The sequence below is a fragment of the Brevibacillus sp. IT-7CA2 genome, from assembly GCF_949767855.1.
Lineage (GTDB): Bacteria > Bacillota > Bacilli > Brevibacillales > Brevibacillaceae > Brevibacillus.
On the sequence record NZ_CATKQT010000001.1, the window covers coordinates 149010 to 163153 of the forward strand.

Genomic DNA, 14144 nt, shown 5'->3' on the forward strand with positions numbered 1-14144 from the left:
ATTCTAGCTTCCTACGAGCACCGACTCGATCTGATTGACTTTAATGATCCCATTGTTCAACCCGATCTTAATATTCAAATCAGGGATAATAATTCCTTTTATCAGGTGCTCTACTTCCAATTGTACGTATTTCTTTTTATCTACATTATATAATGGAAAGTGTTGATTCATTGCATTTTCAAATACAAAGTATAGTGAAGAAGCTTTCTGTTTCGCAATTGTTTTTTGTTCTTGTCCTAGAAGATCTGTCACTGCAAATTTCTCTTGTGGTAGGAACTGATTACTATGTTCTAATTTGTAGGGGATAGTTATCATGACAGAGTCAATTTTGTCATCTATGATCACTTTCCTGAAAACGACTCCAGTTTCTTTATGTGTAAAGGAACTTTTTTCAATTTCAATTACCTTCTCCTGTATTTCTGCAAGTTGAGAATAATCCTCTTTAATAGGGTCAATCTCAACAAATAACGATATCTTTTTATAATCGCGGTTGTTTTTTCGATTGTTGCTCTTACGGATGTAAGCTTCCACTTCAATAGCATCCAGAGCAGTATGCTTTTGTCCTGGATAGCCAATCTGGATGTCAAGATAAGGGATCTTTTCCCTTTCAACAAGTCCAATGGTATTTGTTGCGGCACGTCGCCGATATTCCCAATATGAATTTAATAGAATATCTCGAAACTCTCGTTTAATCCGGCAAACTCTTCTAACTGGGTAACTCATTTTTTGATCAGTCAAATGGAATTCTATCGCAGCAAGGTCATTAGTTTGAAGTATATCCATCTCTGTGTCAACACTTTCACATAACTCACGGTGTTGCCTATACTGGCTGAGCAATTTTTTTAATTTTCCATGATAGTTGCGCCATGGGGACGGAAGAACCTTTTTCACCATGGGATCGAGTTCTGCAATCAAATCTAAGGTACTTAAACCATTTTGATTGAAAGTGCACAGATCAAGAATAATAAAGTCACTAGTGAAAGGACTTTCGAATTTAACTTTCAGAACACCATAATAATCAGTCACTTCCGCTTCTTTGCAAAAGTAATTGAACTCCAATGCTTTCGATTCTTTCGTTACTTTCTCGAAGTTTCGTGTTGCAACAAACTCTGCTCTTAACAGATCCGCATGTCTCGTATTCCTATTGATATGCGCTCCTCTAACCATAAGGTCGCAATCTTGTCCAACAAGAACAGCAAACTTCCCGTCTGACATTTCGTACACATCCCCCGCCACTGGAGGCTGATGCTGAATGTTGACTGTATAGTCGAAAATCTCGAAGGTATTTAGCTTTTGAATTGGCGCTTCTTCGTTGAGCTCAACACCTATTTCCGATCCCAAAAACTCTTCTTGCAAAAAATGGGTTAATCCAAGAAGAAAATGATATATGGAAGATTTGGTATCTTGACCCATCATTTCATTAACTATTTGGTACTGAGTAGCTAACTGAAACCAATTGGAAATCGTCTCATACGGCGTAATTCCCTCTTCGTGAGCCATACTTGCCAAGTATATCATGTTGTCTTTTCTAGAAAGGGCTAAATTTAAGGTTTTCTCAATCGATTTCGATTGAATCATACTTAATCGATTGAACAGTTCAACAAATGCACATAGAGCTAGTCCATTTGTTAACTGTTTTAACGCATCCACATTACCCTTTTCAACCTCAACCACGTAGTAATCTTTAAGCTCACTTAAATCCACTTGCATATACGGTTCTTTGGTTTCTGGCTGACTAGTGTAAATGATACTGATTAGATTCTTATCAACACAATTCGGGAACAATTCTTTCTTGATAAAATCAATTCCATCATCATCTTCTAACAATTTGTCTACAATGCAAATACAAAACTGTGAAGGCGTTAAGCTCTCGTTTATGTCCTGTAGTATTTCTTCTACATCAGGCTTCTTTTTATAAGCACGAATGGCTCTATCTTTTGCAAGCCGAAATAGCTGGCTATAACTACTCACATTACCGATCCCGACACCGTATCGCATAAATATATCCCGCAATTCTAGATGAGAATCAACTTCTTCCTTCACAAGGGTAATCAACCCCTGTACCTTCAGCTTCACATTATTAGTTTCGTCATGTTCAATCTTGTCTAAGTAATGAACAATTCTCTTAATTTGGTAAAGAGATGGTAGATGATCTCTATTCACCGGAAGTCGATGGAATGCATCCATCGTCTCTTTAATATGATGTGCTAGGGACTCAAAACCTAATTTTTCAAGTGTTGCTAATAACAAACATAGCTCCTGGTTATTCAAGCAGGCTAAGTCACTTACAACACGTTCTGGGATCTCATGTGTGAAAAAAAAATCGTTTTCAATTAGAACAATTAAGCCTACATTCAGGCCCTCCAAAAGTTGCGAAAACCTAATCTCCATTTCCGCCATCAACTCCATGATACTTCTCCTCCGCATTTAAGTAGATTGCGAAAATATAACGATTGCCATATTCATTTCGATCTGGTAAGAGTTCAATGTCTCCCCCAAACGATTGTAATAGTTGTCTTACGATATACAGCCCCATTCCTCGGCCCTTACGTTCCTTGCCTGATTGAAGCGGTTGAAAAAGTGTATTTTCCATTCGAGTGATAACTCCTGTACCTGTATCACTATAGTAAATGGCCTGCTCGTCTTTTTTCTCCAAACGAATACTATCTTTTTCACTTCTTTGGTAGCTCTTATCATGCTTTTGTTTCTGACGACGTTCCTTGATCCAATACAGTGAGTTATCAATCAAATTATAAAAAATGTGGATTAAGACTCCACGTGGAACCAACCATCTCATATCAACGGTTGAGTAATCGATGCTAACAGCCGTTTTTTTCAAACGATTTTCCAATCGTTGCTCAAGTCTTCTGAGAAAATCATTCAAGTCTTCCTCTTCAAAATCGTCTAAGTTGCCGTTGTATAGAAATGTTTTTTCCATAAATGTATAAAAATGACCCAATTCTCGAACTCGTTCATTAAGAAAGATAGTTTGATCACGAATGGGATCAAGATGTTCTGAAATAAGCTCATATCTATTGAAACCGAGTATATACTCTTCTATTGCTCTAAAATGTGCTTCATCATGCTCTTTACTTTTTATATTTGTGAGAATTGAGTGTAGTTCATGCGTCAATACCTCTGTAACTAATCCATTTGCCATGAGTTTGTAATTATTATAGGACTCTAATGCAATGAGCTTTTTCTCGTTCTCAACGTGTTTTACTAGCTCCTTCGATTCTTGAAGTTGAGCGAGGGTACTTTCCAGAGTTTCTTTGAAGACTACTCCAGTAGCTGACAAGGAGGTGAGCACTTGCTTAGCTTCCTGAATTTTAGAATTTGAATCAGTTTCTATTATGGTTTGGACTCTTGCCAACATAGACTGAAACTCTTCGAGGTGTTGCTTAGTAGATCTAGTCGTTTTATCTGCGTCCTCTACTTTTTCCTTCAACTTGTCAAGAGAATTAGTTGGGACCATTCCCTCATCGTTAAGTATGTCCCGTGAAATATAATAGGCTGATCGGCTAAATTCGTAGAACTGGTGGTAAAAAACACTTTGAAGGAACGAAAACAAAGACTTAGAGTGTTGATTATCTGCCAAATTTAACCGTGAACTTGTTTCCTTAATGAAATCTTGATAAGGATCGTTAATCTTGATATAACCGATTACGTTCCCAAGCTCAAACCGAAAAAACTGCTGGCCTTTTGTTCGGGCTTGTTGTAATTGGAGCCAATCACTGTCCTTATCTCCTAATGTCGCAATACGGAAGTTGCCACGATAAAGCTTGATTCCATTGTTTGCTTCGAGGAATTTAGGAACACTCTTTGCGTTGTAATCACGCTTGAGATGACCAATCTCCTTAGCAGCATCAATTGCCATCTTAGACAACCTAGATTCTCGTTTGAAAGAAAAAACCTTACCTTCAAGAGGAGCAATGTCTTGAAGGGGTTTAAGTAAAACATCTTTGAACTCTTTTGCTATCTCAGACTGATTCAACTTAGCGCAAAGGCTTTTTTTGTACTTGTCATGATACTTTTCAAGAAGCTGTTTGTACTCATTTGGTGTTTTGCGCCAGTCATTAAATAAATCTTTATCCACTAAGAGTCGGTGAATTCTTTCCAAGTACCAAGGGTTCAAAGACATGCTCAATTCCAACTGTAGCTTTCCATCGACATCCCGCAGAAAAAATGAATGTTCTGTTTCTGCAACTTTGATTGCTTCGTTCTTAAATTGAGAATTTACCTTTTCTTCATTCAAATATATCTCGATATTAAAGTCTTCCAATTCATTATCAAAAGGAGACAGGAGAAAACTCAAAGATGACTGAAGGTTTTCCTTAACCGTGAGGGGCTCTAGGATGTCTTCCTCATCTTCAAAAATACTGATTTGAGACAAGCGTTTATCATTTACCAATGAATCGAAATCTACATTCAGGTCGATAAACCATAGCCTTGTGAACTTCTCAGATATCTTTGGTAATTCATAATCTACCAGCTCAATGTGCTCAAGCTTTGCGCTTTTACCTATAAAGTCTTCCCAATTAATTCTGACAATATTTGTTGTTTGAGAATTAATGCTAGTTGTTTCAATAAAAAGAATCTTACTTAATCGCTGGGCAGCAAGGCGTCCTATTCCCTTTTCCCCTAGTGGGAGACGTTCACCAACAGCTTCCCTAGCAGATTTTTGTTTTTTCTTTACATCGGTTCCAATTGTAAAAAAACCTTTTTCAAGCTCCTCGTATGTCATTCCTTCACCATTATCTTCCATGATAATGATACGGCCATCATTGCAAAGAGATTCTTTAATAATCGATAACATCTCTGGAGATACAGGTGCGATATGATTCTGAAAATTACATCCATATACATTATCAATTAAATGTAAATTTACTTGTTTAGCTCCTGCATCGTATGCATTTTTTACTAGCTCAGAAATAGCTATCTCATCACTGGTAATCAAATCTTTTCCTAGATGCTCCAAAACACGAGAATTGATCGAAAAATACAAACGAACTACCCCCAAACTTTTTATGGGACCATTTTGTAGTGAATAGTGATTTAATTCGACAATTTACGATCCAATTCCTGTAAAAGATAATAAAAAAATGACCCAAGACTCTTGTAAAATGGAATCCGGGCAATTTGCGTATATTATTATTTTGGTGTGACACACGAAGCGAAAAGTAAATAAAAGGAAATATGTTCGTTTCTAATTCTACCGAAAAAGACCTTTAATATGTCTTGAAAACGCTGATGAAAATATAACCCATGTAGCTTAAAATAATGTTTTGGGCATCTTTCAGCGAACCGATATGTCCTTTACTCAAATAAATGGATTCTGCTATAAACGTAATAGAGCTATTTGATAAAGGTGTTATCATGATGTCCCCACGGCGAGAGTGAATCACATTGACGTTGATATTGCTTAGCCGAGCTAAGTAGTGCTTTATAGTTGCACTTCTAGTTTCCTAGTTCTCCCATGAACCTGATGAACAATCTCTACTACTTACCGCTTCGATGCTCTTACCCAGCGAAAAAATTATCCCTCACTTATGATAAGGCTCCCCCCGACTAATCCGAAACGCCCGATAAACCTGCTCAAGTAGTATTAACCGCACCAACTGATGCGGAAACGTCATCTTCGAAAACGACAGCAACGCATCCGCGCGCTTCAACACCTGGTCGGCCAACCCCAACGACCCGCCAATCACAAACGCCACCTGACTGCGCCCATGCAAAGCCAGCTTGTCCATCTCTGCAGACAGCTTCTCCGATGACCACATTTGCCCATCAATCGCCAGCGCAATCACGTAATGATCCTGCTTGATCTGCGCCAGGATGCGCTCGCCTTCCTTGCGCTTCACCTGCTCCATCTCCGCCGCACTCATCTCTTCCGGCGCCTTTTCATCATTGACCTCGATCACTTGCAGCTTGCAGTAAGCAGACAGACGTTTGCTGTATTCATCAATGCCCTCACGCAAATATTTCTCCTTCAGCTTCCCTACCGTAATAATCGAAATTTGCATGATCTTACATTCCCTTCTCTTTCAAAAGCGCAATCTGCCCAGGCTCTCCACATTCCCGACAACGCTTGTCTACCCCATCACCCTCAATCGCCTGTGCTGCATACGTATCCGGCGCCGCCTCAAAATCATTTACGTAATCATCCAACTCCTGCTCCAAATGCTCCATGCAAGCAAACCGCACCGGATATTCCACCAACAACTCAACTTCTTTGCCTTCTATTTGTAAGCTTTTCATTTTCATGTCCATATCAAATGCCTCTTTTCCGTTCAATAATGTCGCTTCCTATTCTACCCCAGAACCGCAGCAAAACAAATGAATCAGGCAAAAAGTCATCTTTAACTTCCGGCGGACATTAAAAACTGTAGAGAGAAAAAAGAAGAAAAAAGCGAAAGTCTTTGGGATAACAACCGAAGCGTAATGGAAAAAATGAAACCTGCCTTTAGCGTCCACCTCTGAGACACTGCGTAGCTGCGCGACTTTGGACGCGGGTTTCATTTTTTACATGAAGCTGGGCAGAACCGCCTCCCGGCAGGTAGCCCAAGAACTTGAGCGTTTTCTTCTTTTTTCTCTCCTCCACCGAAAGCCCGTCAAACGAAAAAAAGAGAGCGCCGTATCAGCTCGGCGCTCTTAAGAAGGGATCTATTAAAAAATAGATAGAGGGGGGAACTTCAGAAACTGCATATATGCAAACGGGACAAAATGCATCCCGGAATTGCCCGTTAAAATTTGTTTCCATCATATGCCTGCCCGAAAAATCGCTTGGTCAGTGATTCTTACTGCTGAGGCGGAGCGGTCAGCTTCACTTTGGCAGTCTTCTGGATACCGTCACGATAGTACGTAACGTCCATCGTATCGCCCGGCTTTTTGCTCATCGTCAAATACTTGCGCAGCTGAGCACTGTTGGAAATGTCCTTATTGTCCAGCTTGACGATGACATCGAACTGTCTCAAGCCTGCTTCACCCGCAGGAGAGAATTTGCCTACCTCAGTTTGCACCACGACGCCAGCATTCACATTATCAGGCAGATTCAAGGTTTCTTTCCATTCATAGCGCGGCACATTAGCCAAGTCGAGTGGCTGCACGCCGAGGTAAGAACGTTCCAGCGTACCTTTTTCCATCAGCTGATCCACGATCACTTTGACATCATTGATCGGGAGGGCAAAACCTAACCCTTCGACACCTGCCTTGGAAATTTTCAAGGTGTTAATCCCGATGACCTGACCCTCGATGTTCACGAGGGCACCACCGCTGTTACCAGGGTTGATCGCTGCGTCTGTTTGAATGACGTCCAGCTCCCAGTCATCCTGCCCATCTTCGTTAAAGTCCATTGGCATGGAGCGTTCCTTGGAACTGATGATGCCTTGTGTGACGGTCCGAGAGAACTGCATGCCCAGTGGGTTCCCGATAGCAATGGCCGGTTCACCCACCTGTAAGGTAGAAGAATCACCAAACTCAGCAACGTCGGTAACTTTGGATCCGTCGATTTCCAATACAGCCAGATCGGTGTAACCATCGGCGCCGACCACTTTTGCCGATACTTTTTCACCTGTTGGCAGGGCGATTTCCAGCTTTTGCGCCTTATCGATTACGTGGTAGTTGGTAACAATGTAGGCTTTTCCGCCTTTTTTCTCAAAGATGACACCAGAGCCTTGGCCCTGCTCTACATCCATCGAGTTCTGCATCCAACTGTTTCTACGCTGACCGATGTTGATTACCCCAACGATCGCATTTTCCACTTTTTTCACCGCATCTACTGTACCCGATCCCACACTTACAGATACTGGCTTAGCAAACAGGCTAGAAGCGGAGGAATTACTGCTTATCGCATTTTCTGTTCCAGGCTTAACCATATTAATATATCCCGCATTGGAGAGAGTCGGCAGCGTGAGCAGGACGACCATCCCCCCAATCACCGCGGACGTTACCGACGTCACGACCATACGTCCAATGCCAGAACCGCGTTGTTTCTTTCGCTCCACGTGAGTTAAATCATCATAAAAACCCATGATTCATACTCTCCTTTCTATCTTCTACCATTACTAGCTTTGCAGATTTTTCATGCTCGTATACACAATGACATGCGCCTTAATTGGTTTGCATGATTGATTTCGTTGATGTCTGTTTCCTTTTGACACCCTTAGTATACGACCCGCTTTCGGCAAAATGGCGTGAGAATTATGGAAAGGTTGTGGAATAGAAAAAAGCTCCCGGAATATTTCTCCGAGAGCACGGATATGATAGATTAAAAGCTTTTTCCTGCCAGACCAAATAGAAAGGATTGATAGACTTGAAAGAAGTCCATCTCATCGCCAAGCTGGCTGACCTTCAGGAAGTAGACTACCACAATACGCTTGTCCTGCATGCCCTTATCGAGCTGCTAGTAGCCAAAGGACTGCTGACACATGACGAGCTGACTGCCAAAGTGAATGAGCTCGATACACAATTAACTTTCCATATCGATACGTACACGAACCTCACAGAGCGCATCGCCAGTCGTCAAGCGGGGATCAAACCGATCTTATAGCTCTTCCAGCTTGGTAGGTCGATCCGGGTACGTATCGCGCAGATGCACATCGTTACCAACAGACAGCCCCCGCTCCTCCAAGATGTTTTTGACCGTCAGTCGGGCCAAATCAATCATGTTGTTTTCCTTACTCAAGTGGGCGAGGTATACACGTTCTGCCCCACCTGTTAGACAATCGAGCAAAGCATCGCCCGCCGCTTCATTGGACAAGTGCCCGACATCACTCAAGATACGTCGCTTGATGCTCCAAGGATACTGGGACATGCGCAGCAGCTCAACGTCATGATTGGACTCAAACACATACGCATCTGCTCCACGAATCGTCTCCTTGATCCGATCGCTGACATACCCCAGGTCAGTCGCGACACTGAGCTTTTTCTTGCCATGATAAAAACAGAAGCCCATCGGCTCGGCGGCATCGTGCGAGATTCCGAATGACTCGATGCCCAAATCCTCTAACTCTTTCTTTTCCCCCACAGAAAAGAAGCGTCGCTGATCTTCCTTGATCGTCCCGATTTGCCCATCCAGCTCCGACCACGTCTTATCATTGGCGTAAATCGGCAATCCGTATCGCCGTGCCATGACGCCGACTCCTTTTATATGGTCGACGTGCTCGTGGGTGACGAGAATGGCGCTGAGCTCTGCTGGATTGACACCAATGGTCTCCAGTGCCGCTTCTGCCTGCTTTCCTGTAATGCCTACATCGATCAATACGGAAATACGGTCTGTTGCCACGTAAATGGCATTGCCCGTACTCCCGCTTGCCAACACACTAAATCTCACCGAACATCCCTCTTCCCGTATCTTTCCCAGGTTGTCTATCTATTCAGCGCTGCGTGACCATCGGACGCTCCAGAGCCCCTGTAATCGCGTTGACAAAATGCCATTTGCCATCGTGAACTACGCGCCATACAGGCACCAGCGTCTGAATATCCGCATCGTAAGAACCGTAATAACCCAGGCTCACATTCTCAATCCGTTCCCCTGGTGAAATGATTTGCTTGTCTACCAGAGAGCGTAGTGCCGCATAACCAGAGATCACCTGTCGTTCCCCCTGCTGCTTGCGAAGGTGGAAAAAGGTCTGCCTGTATCCGAGTATCGTTCCGTTGTCCAAATACATTTCCAACGGCGCGACGAATACTGGCATTTTATCATAGACCTGCCAATACAAGAGCCGCGCTTGATTCGATTGATACGGATCGGCTACGTATTGATCGGAATAAATCAGTCTTGGACCAATTTGACGCAAGAGCTCCTGAGGATTCAGTTGACCACGAATCTGCATCGGGGGGTCCAGCTTGGCAGCCAGCGCCATCTTTTCTACCGTCGCCTGAAGTCCTGATATCTCATGCAAGGAGATCGGATTAATTCCGATATACTCCGCATCCAAATTGGACATTTCCGGTGTATCCTGCGGCACTTCTGTATCCAATGTGATATTTTGCTGATTCAAGTACAGCTCTGTATTCCATTTCTCGCTCTGCGCGACTTCCTTGTCATTCCACAGGCTAACGCGCGTCACATACACCTGGTACAGGAGAAACAAATCGAGGAGAAGAAAGGCCCAGATCAGAATCGTCTTCGTCCTACTCCAATCCATGCGCCTTCCCTCCTCCCTGCTTGGTGTACGCAGAAATATACAGGTTAGCCTGATTCGCCAATTCCACAACCCAGATTGGCATCAGGTCTACGTATCCTTCACCTACTTTGGTATGGTAAGCCAAATAAGCGTTGGTGATTTTTTCTGTGTCCGCCAGCTTTTTGTCGCGGATATATTGATACAGCTCCGGACCAGACATAACCGTCCACTCTTTGTTATCGATATACTTGTCCAAATCCAGCAGCGATCGGCTCATCGTCACAACCTGGCCTGCTTCTGAAGTAATTTGGATCGTATCGATTTGCTTGGCCTCCCCTTCGCTGATCAAGGGATACGCCCCCAAGTACTGGCGGAACGTGATCAAGTCTTTTTCATTGTAGCTCTTCTTGATTCGTTCAAAATGATACTCATCAAGCCAGCCTAAGTGCTTATTCATGAAGGTAACCGCACTCTGCACTTTTTCTTCATCAGACAGCTCCTGATCCCGCTGTTGGTACGCCGGATCAGTAAACGTGAACGCCTGCTGCTCCGATCTCAATTGAATCGATCTGCTGCCATCTGTAAAAATAACCGTTTTGTCCCGCTCCATGATCTGTCTGACGAGCGACTGATCGATAAAGTAGGACTCGATCAATCTTTCATTCGTAACAGGTACGTAGCTGTAGCGGAATTGCTGCATGCGCATCTGATTCTTGGGCAAATAGTAAGTGCTCCACATCAGCGCAGTTCCTTCCAAATCTACGAAGCTTCGCTCTGGTTTGACGATTTTCATGATTTGCTCAGGCATTAAATCACCAGAAGCCAAATACGATTCTCGCAAATCCTTAGGGCTGATCGATGTTCGAGAACGCATCATTCGACCTTCCTCAGTCGACAAAAATAACGCGTAGACGACATCCTCGTCCTTCTCGTAGTACAACCACAATCGGTCAATCCCTTTCATTCGGTTGTCAAACTCATCCCGAAAGGTTACCAGCCGACCTACAATTGACAAGGGAACCGTGCTCCGAAAGCGAACTTCCAAACCCATCTTTTCCCGGGCAATATCTTCCCATTTCTCATTGGAGATGGTGAGCGGAGAAAAATCGAGGAAGATCCATTTCGACATTTCTCGCACGATCAAACTGTAAGGAGCATCGGTTGCGGATGCTTTCGTATGGCGATCTTCCCCATAGTGAAAAACAACGGATTCCGGCGTAACGAGCTGTTCGAGTTGTTTTTCCTGAACTGGCTTTGACTGCGTGTACTCTGCCGGCTCAATAAATTGAAGGTTAGGTTGATTCGACCACAACATCGCTGTCAAAACAAAGCTGGCTAGCACTAGCAGATTGAGTAAGACGGTCTTGGCAGGCTCTAGCATCCGCTTCATCCCGTTTTTCCCCCTTGGGCAAATGGCACCCAGAACGTGACTGTCGTTCCCACGTTCCATTCGCTCGTAATCTCGATATCTGCACCGTGTGCCTGTACTAATTCGCGGGCAATCGCCAATCCCAGACCCGTTCCACCCTGACCGCGCGAACGCGCCTTGTCTACGCGGTAGAAGCGCTCAAAGATTCGCTTCAAATCGCGGCTGGGAATACCGATTCCTGTGTCGGTGATGGAGACTTGTACCCGCTTTTGCTTGTGGTTCTCTTTTGCCATGAGAACCACGGTGCCTCCTTGAGGCGTATACTTGATCGCATTAGACAAAAGATTATCCAATACTTGATTAATCGCATCCAAATCAATATAAACCGGCGGAAGCTTGCTCGGCATATCCAGACTGAGCTGAACCTCCTGTTGCTCACTGAACATGGAAAAGCGATCAGCAGCATAGCGAAGCAATCGATTGATGTCCGCTTCCTTGCAATGCAGGCGAACCCCCTGCGAATCAAAGCGCGATAGCTGCAACAAATCGTTTACCAAGCGAATCATGCGCTCTGTCTCCGACGACGTAACCTTCAAGAACCGTTGGGACAGCTCTGGCTCTTCCACTGCGCCATCCAGCAGCGCTTCCACATAGCTTTTAATGGTCGTCAGTGGTGTCCGCAGCTCATGCGACACATTCGCCACGAATTCGCGGCGCTGCTGCTCCAGTCGCTGCTGCTCCGTCACATCGGCTACGACAGCGATGATCCCGCCCATTTTTTTGCTATCGTGCTGCAAGGGCGTAAACGTCACACGCAGGATCACTTCTTCCTTATTCGGCAGCGTCATCTCAATGAAAAGGGGCTCTTCCTGCGCATAGAGCGACATCTCATCTTCTGGCGGCAGACCCAACAGATCATACAAGGTGCGTCTCTTGAGAAGGACGTCAGCCATCGTCACCTGTAACATATCTTCTGCAGCTCGATTAAACAGGATGATCTGTCCATTCCGGTTAGCGGCAATAACACCGTCCGTCATGTTGCTCAAAATTCCTGCGAGCTTCTCACGCTCTTCCTCTTGCTGCAAGATGGCTTCCTGCAATCGCAAGGTCATATGATTAAAGGCCATACCGAGCTGGCCAATTTCATCATCGCTATAGACACGTACACTACTGTTAAAATCCCCGTCTGCCACCAATCGTGCCTGACGGGTCATCTCCTTCACAGGCTTGGTGATGGTGCGGGCCAACACGACCCCGAGCACCGCCGTAATGACCATGGCGATCATCGTACCTGTCCCCAAGATGCCGTTCATTTTACCAATCGTCGCATAAGTGCCTTCCATCGAAGCGATCATGTAGACCGCTCCGTATACGATCTGATCGCCCTTAACAGGTAGTGCCAATACTTTCACCCGCGCCCCTGTCTTCGGATCGATCCGCATCGATTCACTGCGCGTCCCGAGCAAGGCAACCGTTACTTCAGGCTGCGAGGTCCGCTGTCCAATTGTACTTTTGTCCTCTGTCGTCGCAACCACCGTTCTTGTCTGATCAATGACCTGCACATTCGCTCCATTAATTTTTACCAGGTTGTTGATCAGGTTGTCGATGTACTGTCGGTTTTGTTCGGCGTTGGATTCCTTCCCGTCATGCGGGCGCAAATCGCTTTCCAGCAAACTCGCTAACAAACTAGCTTGTCCATTCAAGGCCTCGGAAAAGTTGTTGATGTAGTAGCTCTCGACTTCCCGGGCAAAATAGGCGCTAATAAATTGCATCGCAAGCAAAATCAACAGCATGTAAATGATGACCATTTTCCACTGGACGGTTTTGAACAGCCGCCTCATCCAGGCTGGCCTCCCATGCCGGGATTGCGTAATGTATAGCCCAAACCACGCCGCGTGATAATGTACTTCGGCTGGCTCGGATCATCCTCGATTTTTTCCCGCAAACGTCGGATGGTCACATCTACCGTCCGCACATCGCCAAAATAGTCGAATCCCCAGACCGACTGCAGGAGATGCTCTCGCGTCAATACTTGTCCTTGATGGCGAGCGAGGTACACCAGCAGCTCAAACTCACGGTGCGTCAGCTCTAACGCTTCTCCCACCTTTTCGACGGTATACGAGTTCAAATCGATTTCCAGCTCATGCACGCGCAGTACATGCTGGCTATCCTTCTCTTCCACTTTCGAGCGGTTACGGCGTAAATGGGCCTTTACACGGGCTACCAGCTCACGCGTACTAAATGGCTTCGTCACGTAATCATCCGCGCCCAATTCCAGCCCGAGTACTTTATCCAGTTCAGAGTCTTTGGCAGTCAGCATGATGATCGGAACATCATACGTTTGGCGAACGGTTCGGCATACGTCCATACCGTCTCTGCCTGGAAGCATAACATCCAGTAAAATCAGATCTGGTCGTTCATCCTTGACCACGACAAGTGCCTCATCACCATCGTAGGCGCACACGACCTGATATCCTTCTTTTTCAAACGTGAATTTCAAAATATCTGCAATCGGTTTTTCATCGTCAACTACGAGGAGTTTTGCCATCCTGCGCCCTCCTTTTTCTATAAGTACGTGTTCCAACAGTCGCCTGTTTCCTCGCAAACTGCCTCTCCAAGGATTCCACTTCGACTGTCACTATTCCTCT

At 44.7% G+C, this 14144-nt stretch carries 11 protein-coding genes; 1 reads left to right on the forward strand and 10 read right to left on the reverse strand.

What is annotated here, in order from left to right; all coding sequences use genetic code 11:
- Window positions 1–3: 3 nt before the first annotated feature.
- The 5 genes from ACM6JA_RS00665 to ACM6JA_RS00685 all read right to left on the reverse strand — a co-directional run bounded on the left by ACM6JA_RS00665 (window position 4) and on the right by ACM6JA_RS00685 (window position 8030).
- Entirely contained in the window at window positions 4–2409 is a 2406-nt protein-coding gene (locus ACM6JA_RS00665; protein WP_414850752.1) for a hypothetical protein, read from the reverse strand.
- Complete coding sequence (locus ACM6JA_RS00670) at window positions 2381–5005, reverse strand: ATP-binding protein (protein WP_414850753.1); 2625 nt, start codon at window positions 5003–5005, stop codon at window positions 2381–2383. The genes ACM6JA_RS00665 and ACM6JA_RS00670 overlap by 29 nt, the downstream gene beginning before the upstream one ends.
- Window positions 5006–5543: 538 nt before the next feature.
- Window positions 5544–6023 carry a 23S rRNA (pseudouridine(1915)-N(3))-methyltransferase RlmH gene (gene rlmH / locus ACM6JA_RS00675; RefSeq protein WP_414850754.1) on the reverse strand — a complete coding sequence of 160 codons (480 nt, stop codon included), beginning with the start codon at window positions 6021–6023 and terminating at the stop codon, window positions 5544–5546.
- Window positions 6024–6027: 4 nt separating this feature from the next.
- Window positions 6028–6294, reverse strand: a complete 267-nt coding sequence (locus ACM6JA_RS00680; RefSeq protein WP_235617583.1) for a CxxH/CxxC protein — start codon at window positions 6292–6294, stop codon at window positions 6028–6030.
- 503 nt (window positions 6295–6797) lie between these two features.
- Window positions 6798–8030: a S1C family serine protease gene (locus tag ACM6JA_RS00685; RefSeq protein ID WP_414850755.1), complete on the reverse strand. Its 1233-nt coding sequence runs from the start codon at window positions 8028–8030 to the stop codon at window positions 6798–6800.
- 281 nt (window positions 8031–8311) lie between these two features.
- Between ACM6JA_RS00685 and ACM6JA_RS00690 the strand changes: the two genes are divergently transcribed.
- Window positions 8312–8548, forward strand: coding sequence for a hypothetical protein (locus ACM6JA_RS00690; RefSeq protein ID WP_414850756.1), 237 nt, complete (start codon window positions 8312–8314; stop codon window positions 8546–8548).
- Here ACM6JA_RS00690 and ACM6JA_RS00695 read toward each other — a convergent pair.
- The 5 genes from ACM6JA_RS00695 to yycF are packed head-to-tail and all read right to left on the reverse strand — an operon-like array spanning window position 8543 to window position 14044.
- Complete coding sequence (locus ACM6JA_RS00695) at window positions 8543–9331, reverse strand: MBL fold metallo-hydrolase (protein WP_414850757.1); 789 nt, start codon at window positions 9329–9331, stop codon at window positions 8543–8545. The genes ACM6JA_RS00690 and ACM6JA_RS00695 overlap by 6 nt on opposite strands.
- Window positions 9332–9374: 43 nt before the next feature.
- A complete protein-coding gene (locus tag ACM6JA_RS00700; protein ID WP_007720206.1) occupies window positions 9375–10148 on the reverse strand; it encodes a two-component system regulatory protein YycI in 774 nt (257 codons plus the stop codon).
- Window positions 10135–11517, reverse strand: coding sequence for a YycH family regulatory protein (locus tag ACM6JA_RS00705; RefSeq protein ID WP_414850758.1), 1383 nt, complete (start codon window positions 11515–11517; stop codon window positions 10135–10137). Before ACM6JA_RS00705 ends, ACM6JA_RS00700 begins: the two co-directional genes overlap by 14 nt.
- Entirely contained in the window at window positions 11514–13337 is a 1824-nt protein-coding gene (gene walK, locus ACM6JA_RS00710; protein WP_007720204.1) for a cell wall metabolism sensor histidine kinase WalK, read from the reverse strand. Before walK ends, ACM6JA_RS00705 begins: the two co-directional genes overlap by 4 nt.
- Window positions 13334–14044: a response regulator YycF gene (yycF, locus tag ACM6JA_RS00715; protein WP_007720203.1), complete on the reverse strand. Its 711-nt coding sequence runs from the start codon at window positions 14042–14044 to the stop codon at window positions 13334–13336. Before yycF ends, walK begins: the two co-directional genes overlap by 4 nt.
- Window positions 14045–14144: the final 100 nt, after the last annotated feature.